The organism is Actinoplanes cyaneus (assembly GCF_016862095.1).
GTDB lineage: Bacteria > Actinomycetota > Actinomycetes > Mycobacteriales > Micromonosporaceae > Actinoplanes > Actinoplanes cyaneus.
Map to the genome: position 1 here is coordinate 1 of NZ_BOMH01000009.1, position 17,554 is coordinate 17,554.

A 17,554-nucleotide genomic window follows, 5' to 3' on the forward strand; every position below is an offset into this window, starting at 1 on the left:
AGAACGCGAAACCCACGAGGGCGATCTCCGTGGGTGGGCGCGGTCACCCCGGACGCGACCTCCACTTCGGGCACGGAAGCGCCGCGGCTCGCTCTTCCGGCTGGTCCTCACGGTTGTTACTCGTGCCTCATAACAACCGTGAGGACCAGCCGGAGCCGCAACCCGCGTCGCCGTCCCGACCCGTGTGGCGGTTGCGTACCCCGGTTCCCGTGCCGCGGCGTGGCGCTTGCGTGCCCCGGTTCCCGTGACCGGGCGCGGCGGTGCGAAGTGGCCGGAAATCGCTGGCTGCCGGAGCCGAGGCCCAGCATGATGGCGGCGTGACCGAATCGAGGGCTTACCTCCCTGTCCCTGTCCCCGCGGCCGGACGGCCCGGGCGACAGCAGCAGGCCGCCCGCGGAACGGCGGTGCCGAAGCAGCCGTCGTGACCGCCCGGCCGGCCGATCATGGCCTTGCCGCCGTCGTGAGCAGAGTGGTGCACCGTCGTGAGCGGGACGCCGTCCTGAGCGGAGCACGGTCGTGAGCGGGGGATTCCTGGCCGGCGTCGTCGCCGGATACGGGATCGCGGTGCCGGTCGGCGCGATCGGCGCCCTGATCGTGAGTCTGAGCGCCCGAGTGTCGTTGCGGGTCGGCGCCGCGGCCGGGATGGGCGCGGCCACCGCGGACGGCATCTACGCCTGCGTCGCGGTCGCCGGGGGAGCGGCCGTCGCGGGTGTCGTCGCCCCGATCGCCGGGCCGCTGCGCTGGGCGGGCGCCGTCGTGCTGCTGCTGTTCGCGGCGTGGACCGCGTGGGGCGCGATCCGTGGCCCCGGCGGCGGCGTGCGGGAGGAACGGCCCGCCACGGCGTTCCGCGCGTATGCCGGGATCCTCGCTCTGACCCTGCTCAACCCGGCCACCGTGATCTACTTCGTCGCGCTGGTCCTGGCCGGCGGTGGCACGGGCGGCGGTGGCACGGGCGGCAGTGGCATGGGCGGCGCCGTCCGGTTCGTGCTCGGCGCGTTCCTCGCGTCGGCGAGCTGGCAGCTGCTGATCGCCGGTGGCGGCTCCCTGGTGGGCCGTCTGCTGACCGGTCCCCGCGGCCGCCTCCTCACCGCGCTGACGTCCAGCCTGGTGATCGCCGCCCTGGCCCTTCGTCTCCTGTTCGACTCCTGACCGCCGGACGGCCGGGTCGTCCCCGGCGGACCGACCGGCTCACCCACCGGGTTCTGCCCGCGGATCGCGCCGCTGGGGGCACGCCGCAACCGGGACACCACCACGCCGGATCCTGCCACCGTAGTCTGACAAGAATGGGTGAACGGCCGGCCGCCGGCGGCGGGAAATGGGTGGACGTCGCACCGGAGCGGCTCGAACGCTGGCTGGCGAACTTCGCGGGGCGGCACGGTCCGTACCGGGAAGAGGGTCTGCTCCTGATCGCCGAGGACGGCGCGCTGGCGACGCTGACCGCCCCGCCGGGAGCGGGCGAGCCGGCGACGGTGACCGAGCTCCTGGCCGCGGCGCGGACGCCCCGCAGGCTCGGGCTGCTGCTGGCGCGCAAGGGTGCGGTCGCCGCGGGCATCGCCGACGGGACCGAGCTGGTCGCCTCCAAGGTGGACACCCACTATGTGCAGGGCCGGACAGCGGCGGGCGGCTGGTCGCAGCAGCGCTTCGCCCGGCGGCGGGACAACCAGGCGAAGGCGGCCACCGCTGACAGCGCCGGCATCGCGGGGCGCATTCTCCTTCCCGAGGTACGGACCCTGGCCGCCCTGGTCACCGGCGGAGACCGCGCCGCGATCGACGCGATCCTGGCGCAACGCCCGCTGGCGCCGCTCGCCGAGCTGCGAACCGGGCGCCTGCTGGACGTGCCGGAGCCGCGTCACGCCGTGCTGCTGAACGCCATTCCGGCGGCGCGGGCGGTGCCGATCCTGATCCGTGAGGGGTGAGTACGGGTCCGGCCGCCGTCCCGCGCCAGGTGCGGGTCGGCGGCCGGAGGTCAGGATGACCGGAAGCGGTCAGTCTCCCTCTTTGACGGCGCCCGGCGCGAACGTGTCGCACTGCTTCGGGTCGCCGGAGTTGTAACCGGTGCTGAACCACTTCTGCCGGTCTGCCGACGTGCCGTGGGTGAACTCCGCCGGGTTGATGGTGCCACCGCCACGTTGCTGCAGTGTGTCGTCACCGATCTGGCCGGCCGTCTGGATGCCTTCCTGGATGTCCGACGCGGTCAGGCTCTTGAAGATCTTGTTGCCCTTGGCGTCGGTCGTGCCGGTCGCGCCCTTCGCCCAGGCCCCCGCGTAGCAGTCGGCCTGCAGCTCCAGCTTGACCGACTCCAGGTTCGCCTGGTCGGGATTCGAGTTCTGCGCCTGGCGCATCTTGGCCTCGGTGCCGAGCAGGTCCTGCACGTGGTGGCCGTACTCGTGGGCCAGCACGTACGGCTGCGCGAACTCGCCCGGCGCGCCCAGCTCCTTCGCCAGCTGGTCGTAGAACGTCAGGTCGATGTAGACCTTCTTGTCGGCCGGGCAGTAGAACGGCCCGACGCCGGAGTCCGCCGCGCCGCAGCCGGTGCTCACCCGGCCGGAGAAGATGTGCGTGACCGATTTCGTGTATTGCTTGCCGAACGCCTGCGGCAACTCGGTCGCCCAGTAGGCCTGGATCGAGTTGACGTAGAGCGCGTTGCGGCAGTCCAGCTGCTTCTTCGCCTCGGCCTGTTTGCACTCCTGCTCGATCTTCGCGTTGTCGCCGGTGCCCGAGCTGCCGCTGCCGCCGCCGCCCAGGTTGTTGATGCCGAAGTAGCCACCGACCAGGGCGAGCAGCACCGTGACGATGATGCCGGTCAGGCCACCGCCACCGATGGGCAGACCACCGAAGCCGCCCCCGCCGCCGCCCGAGCCGCGACCGTCCTCGACCTGACTGGTGTCGATCTCGGCGTTCTCATTGAGTTCCATGCCGTCCTCACTTCGCCACGGTTGTCACGCGTGTACCCGATGATCTTGCTGCCTAATCGGTTGGGAGGTGCCGCCGCCTCCCGGGTAGGATGGCGCGGTGCTGCTCCGCGAAGGCTGACCTGCCGATATCTCAGATGCGCCCGAGTCAGCCCGATCCCCGAGAGCGAGAAGCCCTAGATGATCACCGCCACCGGTCTGGAACTCCGCGCCGGCGCACGAATCCTGATGTCCCCGACCACCCTGCGGGTGCAGCCCGGCGACCGGATCGGCCTGGTCGGCCGCAACGGCGCGGGCAAGACCACGACGCTCAAGGTGCTGGCCGGCGAGGGGATTCCGTACGCGGGCCAGGTCGAGCGGACCAGTGAGATCGGTTACCTCCCGCAGGACCCGCGCACCGGCGACCTGAACGTGACCGGTCGCGACCGGGTGCTCTCGGCCCGCGGGCTGGACACGATTCTCGCCGAGATGCAGAAGCTCGAGGTGCAGCTGGAGGAGAGCTCGGACGACAAGCTCGTCCGGCGTTACGGCCAGCTGGAGGACCAGTTCTCCGCCCTCGGTGGTTACGGCGCCGAGGCCGAGGCCGCCCGCATCTGTGCCAACCTGGGGCTGCCCGACCGGGCGCTCGCCCAGACGATCGGCACCCTCTCCGGCGGTCAGCGCCGCCGGATCGAGCTGGCCCGCATCCTGTTCGCCAACTCGGGGCAGAACGGCAAGGGCATCCTGCTGCTCGACGAGCCCACCAACCACCTCGACCAGGACTCGATCGCCTGGCTGCGCGGCTACATGGCGCAGCACAAGGGCGGCCTGATCGTGATCAGCCACGATGTCGAGCTGCTCGAGGCCGCGGTCAACAAGGTGTGGTATCTGGATGCCAACCGCGCGGTCGTCGACATGTACAACATGGGCTGGAAGACGTATCTGGAGGCCCGCGAGACCGACGAGCGCCGCCGCCGCCGGGAGCGCGCCAACGCCGAGAAGAAGGCCGGCGCCCTGATGGCCCAGGCCGACAAGATGCGCGCCAAGGCGACCAAGACCGTCGCCGCGCAGAACATGGCGAAGCGCGCCGAGAAGCTGCTCGGTGGCCTGGAGGAGGTCCGCAGCTCGGACAAGGTGGCGAAGGTCCGCTTCCCGAGTCCCGCCCCCTGCGGCAAGACGCCGCTGACGGCGACCGGCCTGTCGAAGTCGTACGGGTCGCTGGAGATCTTCGCCGATGTCGACGTGGCGGTGGACCGCGGCTCGCGCGTGGCGATCCTGGGCCTCAACGGCGCCGGCAAGACCACCCTGCTGCGCATCCTCGGCGGCCTGCTGCAGTCCGACACCGGTGAGGTGCGCCCGGGTCACGGCCTGCGGCTGGGCTACTACGCGCAGGAGCACGAGACCCTGGACGTGGACCGCACGATCCTGGAGCACATGCGCAGCGCCGCCGCCGAGCAGACCGACACCGAGCTGCGGAAGATCCTGGGCGCGTTCCTCTTCTCCGGTGACGACGTCGACAAGCCGGCCGGGGTGCTCTCCGGTGGTGAGAAGACCCGGCTGGCGCTGGCCACGCTCGTCTGCTCGGGGGCGAACGTGCTGCTGCTCGACGAGCCGACGAACAACCTCGACCCGGTCAGCCGCGAGCAGGTGCTCGACGCGATCGCCAACTACCCGGGCGCGATCGTGCTGGTCAGCCACGACGCGGGGTGTGTGGCGGCGCTCAAGCCGGACCGGGCGATCCTCCTGCCGGACGGCGACGAGGACACGTGGAGCGACGACATGCTGGAGCTGGTCGAGCTCGCCTAGACGGTGGTCGGTAGTGGGGGCCGCGTGCGAGGCGAGGTCCCACTACGGAGCACCGCCCGGATCGGGTGATCCAGGATCAACGGCATCGTCAGTTGTCAACTGGTGCCCACACAGACAGTGCGATGTTCGGGCGTTTGCGGGCACGTCGGACTTGAGCCCGTACGGGCTGACCGTCCCGCACAGTCCCCTCACAGCGCATGCACAGCGTGTCCGTCCGGTCTCGCAGGGTGGCGCCTCGATCGAGTGTTTCTGCAGGTGATCGATGGTCTTGGAGAGGCTCCCGCGCCTCGGGTGACGCCCCGTAAATGTCGCTCGAGGCGCAGTCTGCAAACGGTCTGACATTGATGCCCGTGGTAACCGTCAAGTTCCTGACAGTAATAAATGGGCACGTTCCTCGACGCGAGATGCCTGGCGCATGATCGTTGGAGGCGGTGTAATAGGTGGGACCGTATCTGACCGCACTGTCTGCGACGTGAGGATTCAAGATGGCAGCCACTGGCACAGCTACCAGTACTGAGAAGGGTCGTCGAATCGTCGGTAGCGAGCGGCAGTCGCTCGCCAAGGACCTGGTGAAGCGTTACACCTCCGGAGAGAGCATCCGGGCGCTTGCCGCTTCGACCGGCCGCTCCTATGGATTCGTCCACCGCGTGCTCACCGAATCCGGTGTGCAGTTGCGCCAGCGCGGCGGGGCCCGCCGCCGCAAGAAGGCGTGACAGCGGCCGACGCCGAGCCGGTAAAAACGTCAACCGCCGACGAAGTAGGCGTTCGCTACGAACAGGCTGGGCCGGTCGCGACGGTCACGTTGTGCCGGCCCGACGTTCTCAATGCACAGACTCCGGCCATGTGGGCGGAGCTCAGCAACATTTCCCGGAAATTGCCGGGCGACGTCCGCGTCGTCATTGTGCGAGCCGAAGGCCGTGCGTTTTCCGCCGGCCTGGATCTGTCTGTTGCCAAGGGCGGCGGCGATTCCTCACTGGCTCGCTTGGCGCAGTTGTCAGCCGCTGACTGCGCCGATCGGATTGCGGGCTTCCAGGCCGCGTTCACGTGGTTGCGGAGTCCGTCCATCGTGTCCATCGCGGCGGTGCAGGGGCATGCCATAGGCGCCGGCTTCCAGTTGGCGTTGAACTGTGACATGCGTGTGCTCGCCGATGACGCACGGTTCTCGATGGCCGAGGTGACGCTCGGCCTGGTGCCCGATCTGGGTGGGACGAAACGACTGACCGAACTGGTCGGACCGTCCCGGGCGCTGGAGATCTGTGTTACCGGCCGGCGGATCGCGGCCGACGAGGCGGACCGGATCGGCCTCGCCACCGCCGTGGTCCCGAGGACCGATCTGGAGGACGCGGTCGCCGACCTGTCAGCCGCCGTGCTGGCCGGGGACGCGAACGCGGTCGCCGAGATCAAGGGCCTGCTGGGCGGGGCGCCCGGCCGGTCGTACCCGGAGCAGGATCGTGCCGAGCGGGAGGCGCAGACCCGCCGGCTCGCGGAACTGCTCGGGTCCGGGGAGTAGGAGCGGGGACCGCTCAGGGCAGCGGAGCGGTCCCGGCCACGGAATAGTGTTGTCGCCTCCCGGGTTGCTGACTCCCGGGAGGTGACGGCAATGAGTATGACGAGCTGGAACATGCTGCGCTCGATCCAGAGCGCTGACAAGGTCGCCAAGCACGAGATCACACCCGGCACGACGAAGCGGATCATGCGCTTCGCCCGGCCGTACCGCCGCGACATCGCGGTCTTCCTGCTGGCCGTCGTCTTCGACGCCGTCATCGGCGTGGCCACCCCGCTGCTGGCCGGCGACGTCATCAACACGATCACCCGGGGCGGCCCGGAAGCGTCCGCCACGGTCATCCGGATCGCGCTGTTCATCGCCGGCCTCGCGGTCGCCGACGCGCTGCTCTCGCTGGCCCAGCGGTGGTACTCGGCGCGCATCGGCGAGGGGATCATCCTCAGCCTGCGCACCCGGGTCTACGACCACGTGCAGCGCATGCCGCTGCAGTTCTTCACCCGCACCCAGACCGGCGCGCTGGTCAGCCGGCTCAACAACGACGTGGTCGGCGCGCAGCGGGCGTTCACGTCGACCCTCTCCGGCGTGCTCAGCAACGTCATCCAGCTCGTGCTCACCGCCGTCGTGATGTTCAGCCTGTCCTGGCCCATCACGGTGATCTCGCTGGCCCTGCTGCCGGCCTTCATCATCCCCGCGCGGCGGGTCGGGAAGCGGCTCGCCGAGATCACCCGGGAGTCGTACGACCTCGACGCCAAGATGAACGCGACGATGACCGAGCGGTTCAACGTCTCCGGCGCGCTGCTGGTCAAGCTCTTCGGGAAGCCCGAGGCGGAGGCGTCGAAATTCCAGGAGAGGGCAGAGCGCGTACGCGACATCGGCGTGCAGCAGGCCATGTTCTCCCGCACGTTCTTCGTGGCCATGCTGCTGGTCGCGTCGCTGGCACAGGCGCTGACCTACGGGCTCGGCGGCTGGCTCGCCGTCCGCGGTGAGGTGTCCGCCGGCACCGTGGTGACCCTGGCGCTGCTGCTCACCCGCCTCTACGGCCCGCTCACCGCACTCAGCAACGTCCGCGTCGACGTGATGAGCGCCCTCGTCTCGTTCGACCGGGTCTTCGAGGTGCTCGACCTGAAGCCGGGCATCGCCGAGAAGCCGGGCGCGACACCGATCCCGGCCGGGTCGGGGCGCATCGAGTTCCGCGACGTGCGATTCCGCTACCCGAGCGCCGCCGAGGTCTCGCTCGCGACGCTGGAGGACGTGGCGACCCTGGACCGGACCGAGAACGCGCCGGTCCTGCACGGTGTCGACTTCACCGTCGAGCCCGGCCAGCTGGTCGCGCTCGTCGGCCCGTCCGGCGCCGGCAAGTCCACCACGTCGATGCTGGTCTCCCGGGTCTACGACGTCAGCGGGGGCGCGGTCCTGGTCGGTGGCATCGACGTCCGCGACGCGACCCTGGACTCGCTGCGGGACACGGTCGGCGTGGTCACGCAGGACTCGCACCTCTTCCACGAGACCATCAAGGAGAACTTGCGGTACGCCCGTCCGGGCGCGACCGACGACGAGATGTGGGCCGCTCTGGAGGGCGCGCAGGTCGGCGACCTGGTCCGTGCCCTGCCCGACGGCCTCGACACGGTGGTGGGCGAGCGTGGCTACCGGTTCTCCGGCGGGGAGAAGCAGCGGATCGCGATCGCCCGGCTCCTGCTCAAGCAGCCGTCGATCGTGATCCTCGACGAGGCCACCGCTCACCTCGACAGCGAGTCCGAAGCGGCCGTCCAACGGGCGCTGACCACGGCGCTGCGCGGCCGGACGGCGCTGGTCATCGCGCACCGGCTCTCCACCATCCGGGAGGCTGACCTGATCGTGGTCCTCGACCGCGGCCGGGTCGTCGAGCGCGGGACGCACGAGGAGCTGGTCGCCGCCGGTGGGCTCTACGCCGACCTGTACCGGACCCAGTTCGCCGCGTCCGGCACGCCCTTCGCCGCCTCGGATGATGTGGAGATCGTCACGGTGCCCGCCGGTACCGTGGAGCCGTGACGGGTTTCCTGGTCTTCGCGATCGTGCTGACGGCCCTGCTCTGGGCGTTCGCCCGCTTCGGCGCCTGGGTGAAGCGCAAGGGCATCGGTGGCGGCATCATGGGCCCGATCGACGAGGTCTACCGGCCGACGGCGGACCTGTCCCGTCGCGAGACGGCGATCCACGAGCAGCGCGTCCTTCCGCCACGCCCCGGCGACGACGCACCGCGGACCGGCCTCAGGTAGCGGCCTCGCGCAGCGCGGTGAACTCGCGGACCAGGTCCGGGAGCTGGAAGTGGGCGTTCAGGCCGCTCGGGTTCGGCAGGACCCAGACCGGGACGCCGCCGACCGTGTCCGGCTGCCGGCCGATCCGGGCCTTGGGGCGGCCGAACGCGGCACGGTACGCCGTCACGCCGAGCACCGCCAGGAACCGCGGACGGAGGCGGTCGGACAGCTCGGCCAGGATCGCGCCACCGGTGACCAGCTCCGCCGGGGACAGTTCGTCCGCGCGGGCGGTGGCCCGGGCGACGACATTCGTGATACCCAGACCCAGCGCGGGCAGCAGCTGCTGCTCGGAGGGGTGCAGCAGGCGGTCGGTGAACCCGGCGCCGTGCAGCGTCGGCCAGAAGCGGTTGCCCGGGCGGGCGAAATGGTGACCGGTCGCGGCCGAGTAGAGGCTCGGATTGATCCCGGAGAACAGGATCCGCAGGTCCGGCCCGACGAGATCGGGAATGGTCCGGTCACCGGCCGCCGCGACCTCCTCGGCGGTCGGCTTCGGGAAGACCGTCACAGCGCGCGCAGGGAGCCGCCGTCGACCGGGATCACACACCCCGTCACGTAGCTCGCCACCGGCGACAGCAGGAACGCCGCGACACTGCCGAACTCGGCCGGCTCCCCGATCCGCCGCACCGGGATGCGCTCGGACACCTCGGCCGCCGCGGTCGCCGGATCACCGGTGGCCTGGAACAACTCCCGGTTCCGGTCGGTCATGAACCGGCCCGGCATGATCCCGAACACCCGGATGCCCCGCGGACCGTACTCGTCCGCCATGTCCTTCGCGGCCATCGCCAGGCCCGGCCGCAGACCGTTGGAGAGGCCGAGCCCGCTCAGCGGCGCCTTCACCGACGTGGACAGCACCAGCCCGATCGCGCCACCCTCGGGAAGCGCCGACGCGAACGTCCGCACCGCGCGCAGCGACCCCAGGAACACCGTCTCGAAGGCGGAGCGCCACTGGTCGTCACTCATGCTCGCGGCCGTGCCGTGCGCCGGGCCGCCCACCGAGACCAGCGCGCCGTCCAGCCTGCCGAACCGCTCGGTCGCCGTGTCCACCAGCTCGCGCGGAGTGTCCGGATCGGTCAGATCGGCGGCCACCCCGACGGCGTTCCCGTCACCGAGCACGTCGATCGCGTCGGCGATCTTCTCCTCGTCGCGTGACGAGATCACCACCCGCGCGCCGTCGGCGACGAGCGCCTGCGCGGTGGCCAGGCCCAGCCCTCGTGAGGCGCCGGTGAGGATGAAGACACGATCGGACAGCCCGAGATCCATGTCCCTATCTTCCCAGAGCGGCAGCCGTGGCCGCGTCGGCCGGGAGGAAGGTCTCGATCGCCAGCTCGGCGAGGGTCACGTCGCGCGGCGTCCCGAGCACGGCGGTCATGGTGAAGAAGCTCAGACCGTCGTACCGCAAGGGGATGACGACCCCGGGCGACCCGGCGGCTATCTCGCCACCGGGATAACCGCCCAGCTCCGCGCGCAGCTCCCGCAGCACCGGGTCGGCGGTCACGGCGACCTGCCGGTCCAGGCGGTGCAACAGGTGCGTGCGCCACTCGACGAGATTCTCGATCCGCGGCGCCAGGCCCCTCGGGTGCAGGGCCAGGCGCAGCACGTTCACCGGCGGCTCCAGCAGCTCCGGCGCGCAGCCGTCGGTGAACCGCGTCACGGCGGCGTTCGCGTCGACCATCGTCCAATGCCGATCGACCAGCACCGCCGGGCAGGGCCCGTGCCCGTCCAGCACCTGCCGCAGCCCGTGCAGGACATCCGCCAGAGGCGGATCATCGAGGTCCGCCTCGGAATAGGCCGGGGCATAGCCGCCGGCCAGCAGCAACTCGTTGCGATTCCGCAGCGGTACGTCCAGCTCCCGCGCCAGCCGCAGGATCATGTCCCGCGTCGGCCGCGATCGCCCGGTCTCCACGAAGGACAGGTGCCGTGCGGAGACGCCCGCCCGCGCGGAAAGATCGAGCTGGCTCAACCGGCGCTCGCCCCGCCACGTGCGCAACAACTGCCCTACGGCGCTCATGCCCGCCACGGTATGCGCCCATCCGCCGCAAAGGCATTACCCCCGGGGTAATGCCCGCTGCCACCGAAACCTGTTGTTGCGACCGTGACCGCCAGCCGCGCGCCGCCGGCTGGTGCTGAGGGTTGCTTCCGCGCCGGGTTACGACCGTGACCGCCAGCCGCGGGCCGCCGGCTGGTGCTGAGGGTTGTTTCCGGGCCGGAATCCGACCGTGAGTGCCAGCCCGGTCAGACGCGGGCGGCCATGATGGCGGACAAGCCCTGGATGACGTTGCCGACCACGCGTGTCGGGGCGAACCGCGTGTCCATCCACTCGCGGCCACGGTGCAGCCAGACGCTGGGCAGACCGAGAGCCGCGGCGCCGCCGATGTCGGCCTCCGGGCTGTCGCCGACGACCCAGGCGCCGGCCAGTCGCATCCGCACCTTCTGCGCGGCGAGGGCGAAGATGCGGGGGTTGGGTTTGCTGACGCCGGCCTGCTCCGAAATCACCCAGTCGGCGACATAGCGGTCGAGCCCCGTACGCCGGATGCGCCCTTCGGACTGCTCGGTGGCGCCGTTCGTGACGATGACCGGGATCAGGCCCGCGTCGGCGGCGATCTCCAGGGCACAGCCGACCATCGGGTCGAGGCGCTCGAAGGCGAGCGGGCCCTCGTGCAGCTCGTCGACGAGATCGATGGCCGGCACTCGTAGCTGGTAGCGGTCCCGGATCTGGTCGGCGAGATCCCACCGGGAGGTCAGGCCGTCGGCGTCCACGGCGACCAGCCAATCAAGATCATCTTGCGAGGCGCCGATCTCGTCGAGGAAACCTTTAGCCCACAGCCGGTACGCACCGCTGCGGTCGAGCAGGGTGTCGTCCAGGGCGAGGAAGACTAGAGGCACCCGGGCACTTTACGTGAGCGGCGCCCGAAGCGAACAGTCCAGGACTGTAAACAAAAAGCGGAAGACTTGACGTAATTAGCGTCATCCGATCGTGGCTTTAAAAGCCGTACGTACGGATTGCAAGACGCCGGGGCCACGTGACACGATCAGCGGTGTGCCCAGGGTAAGCCAGGACCAGCTCGACGCCCGTCGCCACGAGATCCTCACGGCGGCGCGGGGCTGTTTCGCGCGCTTCGGCTACGAGGGCGCCACGGTCCGCCGTCTCGAGGAAGCCACGGGCATGTCCCGAGGCGCGATTTTCCACCATTTTCGTGACAAGGAGTCGCTGTTCCTCGCCGTCGCCGAGGACGACGCGGCCACGATGGTCGAGACGGTCGCCCGCAACGGCCTCGTCCAGGTGATGCGTGACCTGCTCGGCCGCGCCGGCAACAGCGACGGCGACACGGCCGGCTGGCTCGGCACGCAGCTCGAGGTGTCGCACCGGTTGCGCACCGACCCGGCGTTCGCCAAGCGCTGGGCGGAGCGTTCGGCCGCGATCGCCGACGCGACCCGGGAGCGGTTGCAGCGCCAGCGCGACGCCGGCGTGCTGCGGCAGGACGTCCCGGTCGAGGTGCTCACGCAGTTCCTGGAGCTGGCCTATGACGGGCTCGTCCTGCACCTGGCCACCGGCCGCCCGCCGGGCGATCTCGCGCGCGTCCTGGACCTGGTCGAGGACGCCGTCCGCCGGCACTGACCCGGCCCCGGGCGCGGTCACCCCGGACGCGATGTCCGCTTCCAGGCCCGGAAGCTGCGCGGCCCGCTCTTCCGGCTGGTTCTCATGGGCGTTATTCGGGACGAATAACGCCCATGAGAACCAGCCGGGACCGTGCGCCGCGCCGCGGCCCGGTGCGGGCAGTGGGTCGCGTGCCGCTTGACGGCGTGCGGGCTGAGGGCGTGGCGGCTGGCGGTGTGCGCGCTGACGGCGTGGGGGCTGGTGGGGTGCGGTCGGGTCGGGGGATGCGACGTCGGACACGTGCGGGGGTGTGTGGGGTTCGAGGCCGAGGTGAATAGGCTTCGGGCATGGATGACAACAGTGTGCTGACCCGCATTCACGGCCTGGTCGAGGAGGAGCACCAGCTGCGTCAGCAGCTGAGCCAGGGCAAGATCTCCTCCACCGATGAGCATGCCCGCCTCAAGGATGTCGAGGAGGCTCTCGACCAGTGCTGGGATCTGCTGCGCCGCCGCCGTGCCGCCCGGGAGGTCGGCAACAACCCCGACTCCGAGCAGGCACACAGCGTCAGCGAGGTGGAGAGCTACCTGCAGTGATCCGGTGCGCGGCCGCCGCTCTCGAACGGCGGCCGCACACCGGGCCCGGTCAGCGGCCCGCGGGCCGGTTGTCGCGCGGGCGGCGGCAACCCGTGATGCGCGACGTGCGGGTCGGGACCGGACGTGGGTCCGGTCGGGGCCTCACCGCAGTCCCGCCTCGAGCAGGAGCCGCTCGATCAGCTCCTCGGTGTCGATCGGCAGGCCGCGCGCCCGGAACCAGGTGGCCACGTTGGTGACGTCGCGGGCGATGAACTCGGCGCCGCGCGGGTTGGCGACCATGTCGACGATCTGCGGCAGGTCGATGAGGATCAGCCGCCCGTCGTGGACCAGCGTGTTGTAGGGCGACAGGTCGCCGTGTGCCACCTGAGCCCGGGACAGCACGGACAGCGCGTCGACCATCTGCCGCCACAGGTCGTCGAGCTCCTCGGCGCCGGAACGGACCTGGGCGAGCCGTGGCGCGGCCTCCCCGGTCTCCCAGTCGCCGATGAACTCCAGCATCACTTCGGTGCCGATGAGCTGCACCGGGTACGGCACGCAGACCAGCCCGCTCTCCTGGCCGACCTGCCACAGCCGCCCGAGTGCGTCGAACTCGGCGGCCGCCCACTGCCCCGCGATCAGCTCCTTGCCGAACGAGGTGCGGTTCGTCATGGCCCGCATCTCCCGGGACCGGCGGACCCGGCGGCCCTCCAGGTATCCCGCGTCGCGGTGGAACATGCGGTGCTCGCCGTCCCGGTAACGCTTCGCGGCGAGCATGCTGACCTGCCCGGTCGCCGGCAGCCAGCGCCGGACCAGGAAGACGTCTGCTTCCTTGCCGGTCTTCAGGACGCCGAGTTCGGTGTCGACCGCGCCGTGCTCGGTGCGCAGCCAGTCGGGCCGAGGGTCGGGGCCGTGCAGGGCGCCGTCCCAGGTGGACCAGCGATCACCGACCTCGGGCAGGTCGGGATCCTCCTGGAGGGCCGGCTCGAGCCGGCCGCGCTTCAGGAAGTCGGACTCGTCGTCGTCGAACTTGCGACGGCCGCGGCGCATGGTGGCCGGACCGTAGGAGTCGTGCTCTCGCACTGGAGGTTCTCCTCGGAGAAAGAAGTTGTCAGGGAAGCCGGAAAAACAGCAACGGCAAAGACAGCCATCTCGTGGCCACCCCCCTCTTCTCTCGAGCCGGCCGTGGACGGGCCGGACAGTGCGCGCGGCGATGCCACCGCGGTGCGCCCACGACATTTCCCCACGCCGTGAGCCCGCGCAACCGATTTATTCGCGCTTGTGTGGGCTCTTTTCTGCTCTGACCGTGCCCACCCACGGAGGTCGCCCTTTCGATCTGAGCGTTTTGGCCGCCCCAGCGGCCTGCTCGGATCGGAAGGGTCCCCGCGGGAGCGACGGTCTGGACCACAGCGGAGACAGGCAATGAAGATCTTGAAGTTGATCTGATGCCGGAAATGCGGAACGCCCCGCCCTCCCGAGGGAGAACGGGGCGTCCGGACAGCGGAATGTCAGCTGCGGAGCATCTTGCGGAGGACGTACTGCAGGATGCCGCCGTTGCGGTAGTAGTCGGCCTCGCCGGGCGTGTCGATACGGACGACCGCGTCGAACTCGATGCCGGTGTCGGTGGTGACCTTGACCGTGCGCGGGGTGGTGCCGTTGTTGAGCTCGGTGACGCCGGCGAACGAGAACGTCTCGGTGCCGGTCAGGCCGAGCGACTCGGCGGTCTCGCCCTGCGGGAACTGCAGCGGGAGCACGCCCATGCCGATCAGGTTCGAGCGGTGGATGCGCTCGTAGCTCTCGGCGATGACGGCGCGCACGCCGAGCAGCATGGTGCCCTTGGCGGCCCAGTCGCGGGACGAGCCGGAGCCGTACTCCTTGCCGGCGAGGATGACCAGCGGGACGCCGGCCTCCTGGTACGCGACCGACGCGTCGAAGATCGTGGTCTGCTCACCGGTCAGGTGGTTGACCGTGAAGCCGCCCTCGACGTCGTTCAGCAGCTGGTTGCGCAGCCGGATGTTGGCGAACGTGCCGCGGATCATGACCTCGTGGTTGCCGCGGCGCGAGCCGTAGCTGTTGAACTCGGCGCGCGGGACGCCGTGCTCGGCGAGGTACTTGCCGGCGGGGGAGTCGGCCTTGATCGAGCTGGCCGGGGAGATGTGGTCGGTGGTGACCGAGTCGCCCAGCTTGGCCAGCACGCGCGCGCCGGAGATGTCCTTGACCGGGGTCGGCTCGGCGGACATGCCCTCGAAGTACGGGGGCTTGCGGACGTAGGTGGAGTCACTGGCCCACGCGAACGTGTCGCCGGTCGGCGTCGGCAGCGACTGCCACTGCTGGTCGCCGGCGAAGACGTCCTGGTACGCCGTGGAGAAGCCCTCGGCGCCGATCGCCTGCGCGATGACCTCGTCGATCTCCTGCGCGGACGGCCAGATGTCGGCGAGGTGGACCGGCTTGCCGTCGGACCCGGTGCCGAGCGGCTCGGTGGTGATGTCGATGTCCATCGAGCCGGCGAGCGCGTACGCCACGACGAGCGGCGGCGACGCCAGGTAGTTCATCTTGACGTCCGGGTTGATCCGGCCCTCGAAGTTGCGGTTGCCGGAGAGGACGCTGACCGCGGTCAGGTCGTTCTCGTTGATCGCCGCCGAGACCTCCTCGGGCAGCGGGCCGGAGTTGCCGATGCAGGTGGTGCAGCCGTAGCCGACCAGGTTGAAACCGATCTTGTCCAGGTACGGCGTGAGGCCGGACCGGTCGTAGTAGTCGGAGACGACCTTGGAGCCGGGGGCGAGGGTGGTCTTGACCCACGGCTTGCGGGTCAGGCCCTTCTCGACCGCCTTCTTCGCCAGCAGCGCCGCACCGATCATCACCTGCGGGTTCGAGGTGTTGGTGCAGGACGTGATGGCGGCGATGACGACCGCGCCGTGGTCCAGCTCGTACGTCACACCGTCGTCGCCCTTGACCACTGTCGGCTTCGACGTGCGGCCGGTGGCGCCGAGGGCGGCGCTGAACGCGTGCGGCTTGTCGGCCTCGTCCTCCACCCCGTTGGCGGGCGAGTCGGACGCCGGGAAGGACTCCTCGCTGGCCTCGTCGGCGTGACCGTGCGGCGCGGCGTAGTTCGGCAGCACTTCGCGGAACGCCTGCTTGGCCTCGCTGAGCAGCACGCGGTCCTGCGGGCGCTTCGGGCCCGCGAGGGACGGGACGATCGTCGACAGGTCGAGCTCGAGCTTCTCCGAGTAGTCCGGCTCGGCGTTCGGGTCGAGCCAGAGACCCTGCCGCTTCGCGTACGCCTCGACGAGCGCGACCTGCTGCTCGGTGCGGCCGGTGAGCTTGAGGTAGTCGATGGTCTGCTCGTCGATCGGGAAGATCGCGACGGTCGACCCGTACTCCGGGGACATGTTGCCGATGGTGGCCCGGTTCGCCAGCGGGACCGCGCTCACGCCGGGGCCGTAGAACTCGACGAACTTGCTGACCACCCCGTGCTTGCGCAGCATCTCGGTGATGGTGAGGACCAGGTCGGTGGCGGTGGTGCCGGCCGGCGCCTCGCCGTAGAGCTTGAAGCCGACGACCCGCGGGATCAGCATGCTGACCGGCTGGCCGAGCATGGCGGCCTCGGCCTCGATGCCGCCGACGCCCCAGCCCAGCACGCCCAGGCCGTTGACCATGGTGGTGTGCGAGTCGGTGCCGACCACGGTGTCCGGGTACGCCTGGCCGTTGCGCTCCATGATCGTACGCGCCAGGTACTCGATGTTGACCTGGTGCACGATGCCGGTGCCCGGCGGGACGACCTTGAACTCGTTGAACGCGGTCTGGCCCCAGCGCAGGAACTGGTAGCGCTCGCGGTTGCGCTGGTACTCCAGCTCGACGTTGCGCTGGAACGCGTCCGCGCGGCCGAACAGGTCGGCGATCACCGAGTGGTCGATGACCAGCTCGGCCGGCGCGAGCGGGTTCACCTTGGTGGGGTCGCCACCCAGGTCCTTCACGGCCTCGCGCATCGTGGCCAGGTCGACCACGCAGGGCACGCCGGTGAAGTCCTGCATCAGCACCCGTGCCGGGGTGAACTGGATCTCGACACTGGGGTCGGCGTTCTGGTCCCAGCTGCCGAGCGCGTTGATGTGGTCGGCGGTGATGTTCGCGCCGTCCTCGGTCCGGAGGAGGTTCTCCAGGAGGATCTTCAAGGAGTAGGGCAGGCGTTCGTGCCCCTTCACCTTGTCGATCGTGAAAATCTCGTAGCTCGCGTCTCCGACGCGCAGCTCGCTCTTCGCACCAAAGGTGTCGAGGCTGGCCACCGTCATCTCCTTCACACCCAGCGACTGGAAGTCAAGTCTTTCGCACCGAAAGGGCGACCTTCGGGTTAGGTAGGCCTAACTCTCGGTTGTGCCGTCCGCTAAACCGTACGTCCGTCTTGCTAGCCCTCGCAAGGCGGGGTCCACGTGCTGATCCTTCCAGCCGGGCCCGGTGCGGCGGGCACAGGTTTACCGGAGTCGATCGGCGGGCATCCCGCGCGCATGACGACGTCGGCGGACCTGGATCAGCTCACCGAGTTCTTCAGCCGTTACGGCGCGGCGCTCACCACCGGCGACATCGCCGTCATCGCGGGATGTCACGCGCTGCCCGGGATGGTGGTCGCCGACTCGTACAGCTTCACGTTCAGCTCGCCGGCGGCGGTCGCGTTGTCGTTCCTGGGCGCCGCTCCCACGTACCGGGATCAGCAGATCGTCGCGGCACACGCGCAACTGCTCGACGTGCAGCGCGTCTCGACCGCCCTGTCGCTGGTCGAGGTGGAGTGGGAATACCTGGACAGCGCCGGTGGAGCGGTGCCCGGCGAGCGCTACCGGTACCTGATCCGGACCGGCGCTGACGGGCCGCTGATCACGACGGTGATCGCTTCCCGCTGAAAAGGTCGT

General features: G+C 70.1%; 17 protein-coding genes. 10 read left to right on the forward strand and 7 right to left on the reverse strand.

The features are described 5' to 3' along the window. The first annotated feature begins 516 nt into the window (after positions 1-516). Together Acy02nite_RS06555 and Acy02nite_RS06560 are read left to right on the forward strand one after the other, a co-directional pair. Positions 517-1,149 carry a LysE family transporter gene (locus tag Acy02nite_RS06555; protein ID WP_203738906.1) on the forward strand — a complete coding sequence of 211 codons (633 nt, stop codon included), beginning with the start codon at positions 517-519 and terminating at the stop codon, positions 1,147-1,149. 134 nt (positions 1,150-1,283) lie between these two features. Further along, positions 1,284-1,916, forward strand: a complete 633-nt coding sequence (locus tag Acy02nite_RS06560; RefSeq protein WP_203738907.1) for an acVLRF1 family peptidyl-tRNA hydrolase — start codon at positions 1,284-1,286, stop codon at positions 1,914-1,916. A gap of 69 nt (positions 1,917-1,985) precedes the next feature. Here the strand turns inward: Acy02nite_RS06560 and ypfJ are convergent, their stop codons facing one another. Further along, positions 1,986-2,915 (reverse strand): KPN_02809 family neutral zinc metallopeptidase, encoded by a 930-nt coding sequence (gene ypfJ, locus Acy02nite_RS06565; protein ID WP_203738908.1) that lies wholly within the window; start codon positions 2,913-2,915, stop codon positions 1,986-1,988. Between the two features lie 177 nt (positions 2,916-3,092). Between ypfJ and Acy02nite_RS06570 the strand changes: the two genes are divergently transcribed. From Acy02nite_RS06570 to Acy02nite_RS06590, 5 genes are all read left to right on the forward strand, one after another. Next, positions 3,093-4,697 carry an ABC-F family ATP-binding cassette domain-containing protein gene (locus Acy02nite_RS06570; RefSeq protein ID WP_203738909.1) on the forward strand — a complete coding sequence of 535 codons (1,605 nt, stop codon included), beginning with the start codon at positions 3,093-3,095 and terminating at the stop codon, positions 4,695-4,697. A gap of 485 nt (positions 4,698-5,182) precedes the next feature. Next, positions 5,183-5,410 carry a helix-turn-helix domain-containing protein gene (locus Acy02nite_RS06575; protein WP_014441759.1) on the forward strand — a complete coding sequence of 76 codons (228 nt, stop codon included), beginning with the start codon at positions 5,183-5,185 and terminating at the stop codon, positions 5,408-5,410. Beyond that, on the forward strand, positions 5,407-6,207 hold the full coding sequence (locus tag Acy02nite_RS06580; RefSeq protein ID WP_203738910.1) for an enoyl-CoA hydratase/isomerase family protein: 801 nt from the start codon (positions 5,407-5,409) through the stop codon (positions 6,205-6,207). Before Acy02nite_RS06575 ends, Acy02nite_RS06580 begins: the two co-directional genes overlap by 4 nt. A 90-nt stretch (positions 6,208-6,297) precedes the next feature. Continuing rightward, the gene (locus Acy02nite_RS06585) at positions 6,298-8,229 is read left to right on the forward strand and encodes an ABC transporter ATP-binding protein (protein WP_203738911.1); all 1,932 of its coding nucleotides are present in this window, start codon (positions 6,298-6,300) and stop codon (positions 8,227-8,229) included. Then, positions 8,226-8,453 carry a hypothetical protein gene (locus Acy02nite_RS06590; RefSeq protein WP_203738912.1) on the forward strand — a complete coding sequence of 76 codons (228 nt, stop codon included), beginning with the start codon at positions 8,226-8,228 and terminating at the stop codon, positions 8,451-8,453. Before Acy02nite_RS06585 ends, Acy02nite_RS06590 begins: the two co-directional genes overlap by 4 nt. Here the strand turns inward: Acy02nite_RS06590 and mug are convergent. From mug to Acy02nite_RS06610, 4 genes are all read right to left on the reverse strand, one after another. Then, complete coding sequence (gene mug, locus Acy02nite_RS06595; RefSeq protein ID WP_307872273.1) at positions 8,446-8,997, reverse strand: G/U mismatch-specific DNA glycosylase; 552 nt, start codon at positions 8,995-8,997, stop codon at positions 8,446-8,448. The two genes, Acy02nite_RS06590 and mug, sit on opposite strands and share 8 nt — an antisense overlap. Continuing rightward, positions 8,994-9,752 carry an SDR family oxidoreductase gene (locus Acy02nite_RS06600; protein ID WP_203738913.1) on the reverse strand — a complete coding sequence of 253 codons (759 nt, stop codon included), beginning with the start codon at positions 9,750-9,752 and terminating at the stop codon, positions 8,994-8,996. Before Acy02nite_RS06600 ends, mug begins: the two co-directional genes overlap by 4 nt. Before the next feature lie 4 nt (positions 9,753-9,756). Further along, a complete protein-coding gene (locus Acy02nite_RS06605; RefSeq protein ID WP_203738914.1) occupies positions 9,757-10,500 on the reverse strand; it encodes a helix-turn-helix domain-containing protein in 744 nt (247 codons plus the stop codon). Positions 10,501-10,724: 224 nt separating this feature from the next. Beyond that, entirely contained in the window at positions 10,725-11,375 is a 651-nt protein-coding gene (locus tag Acy02nite_RS06610; protein ID WP_203738915.1) for an HAD family hydrolase, read from the reverse strand. Positions 11,376-11,529: 154 nt separating this feature from the next. Here Acy02nite_RS06610 and Acy02nite_RS06615 point away from each other — a divergent pair, with 154 nt between their 5' ends. Both Acy02nite_RS06615 and Acy02nite_RS06620 read left to right on the forward strand, forming a co-directional pair. After that, positions 11,530-12,108, forward strand: coding sequence for a TetR/AcrR family transcriptional regulator (locus Acy02nite_RS06615; protein WP_203738916.1), 579 nt, complete (start codon positions 11,530-11,532; stop codon positions 12,106-12,108). 326 nt (positions 12,109-12,434) lie between these two features. Continuing rightward, positions 12,435-12,680, forward strand: coding sequence for a DUF2630 family protein (locus Acy02nite_RS06620; RefSeq protein ID WP_203738917.1), 246 nt, complete (start codon positions 12,435-12,437; stop codon positions 12,678-12,680). A 141-nt stretch (positions 12,681-12,821) separates the two neighbouring features. On the opposite strand, the gene Acy02nite_RS06625 is transcribed toward Acy02nite_RS06620, so the two are convergent. After that, positions 12,822-13,739 (reverse strand): serine protein kinase RIO, encoded by a 918-nt coding sequence (locus tag Acy02nite_RS06625; RefSeq protein ID WP_425548143.1) that lies wholly within the window; start codon positions 13,737-13,739, stop codon positions 12,822-12,824. A 425-nt stretch (positions 13,740-14,164) separates the two neighbouring features. After that, entirely contained in the window at positions 14,165-16,942 is a 2,778-nt protein-coding gene (acnA, locus tag Acy02nite_RS06630) for an aconitate hydratase AcnA (protein WP_203738918.1), read from the reverse strand. A 213-nt stretch (positions 16,943-17,155) separates the two neighbouring features. Between acnA and Acy02nite_RS06635 the strand changes: the two genes are divergently transcribed. Next, entirely contained in the window at positions 17,156-17,545 is a 390-nt protein-coding gene (locus tag Acy02nite_RS06635) for a DUF6841 family protein (protein WP_203738919.1), read from the forward strand. The last annotated feature ends 9 nt before the right edge of the window (positions 17,546-17,554 follow it).

What these genes read in the sequence shown, in the direction of transcription:
- Acy02nite_RS06585 (WP_203738911.1), top strand. Translation starts at nt 6,298, where the DNA reads ATGAGTATGACGAGCTGGAACATGCTGCGCTCGATCCAGAGCGCTGAC.
- Acy02nite_RS06570 (WP_203738909.1), top strand. Translation starts at nt 3,093, where the DNA reads ATGATCACCGCCACCGGTCTGGAACTCCGCGCCGGCGCACGAATCCTG.
- Acy02nite_RS06575 (WP_014441759.1), top strand. Translation starts at nt 5,183, where the DNA reads ATGGCAGCCACTGGCACAGCTACCAGTACTGAGAAGGGTCGTCGAATC.
- Acy02nite_RS06605 (WP_203738914.1), bottom strand. Translation starts at nt 10,500, where the DNA reads ATGAGCGCCGTAGGGCAGTTGTTGCGCACGTGGCGGGGCGAGCGCCGG.
- Acy02nite_RS06560 (WP_203738907.1), top strand. Translation starts at nt 1,284, where the DNA reads ATGGGTGAACGGCCGGCCGCCGGCGGCGGGAAATGGGTGGACGTCGCA.
- Acy02nite_RS06620 (WP_203738917.1), top strand. Translation starts at nt 12,435, where the DNA reads ATGGATGACAACAGTGTGCTGACCCGCATTCACGGCCTGGTCGAGGAG.
- Acy02nite_RS06635 (WP_203738919.1), top strand. Translation starts at nt 17,156, where the DNA reads ATGACGACGTCGGCGGACCTGGATCAGCTCACCGAGTTCTTCAGCCGT.
- Acy02nite_RS06600 (WP_203738913.1), bottom strand. Translation starts at nt 9,752, where the DNA reads ATGGATCTCGGGCTGTCCGATCGTGTCTTCATCCTCACCGGCGCCTCA.
- ypfJ (WP_203738908.1), bottom strand. Translation starts at nt 2,915, where the DNA reads ATGGAACTCAATGAGAACGCCGAGATCGACACCAGTCAGGTCGAGGAC.
- acnA (WP_203738918.1), bottom strand. Translation starts at nt 16,942, where the DNA reads ATGACGGTGGCCAGCCTCGACACCTTTGGTGCGAAGAGCGAGCTGCGC.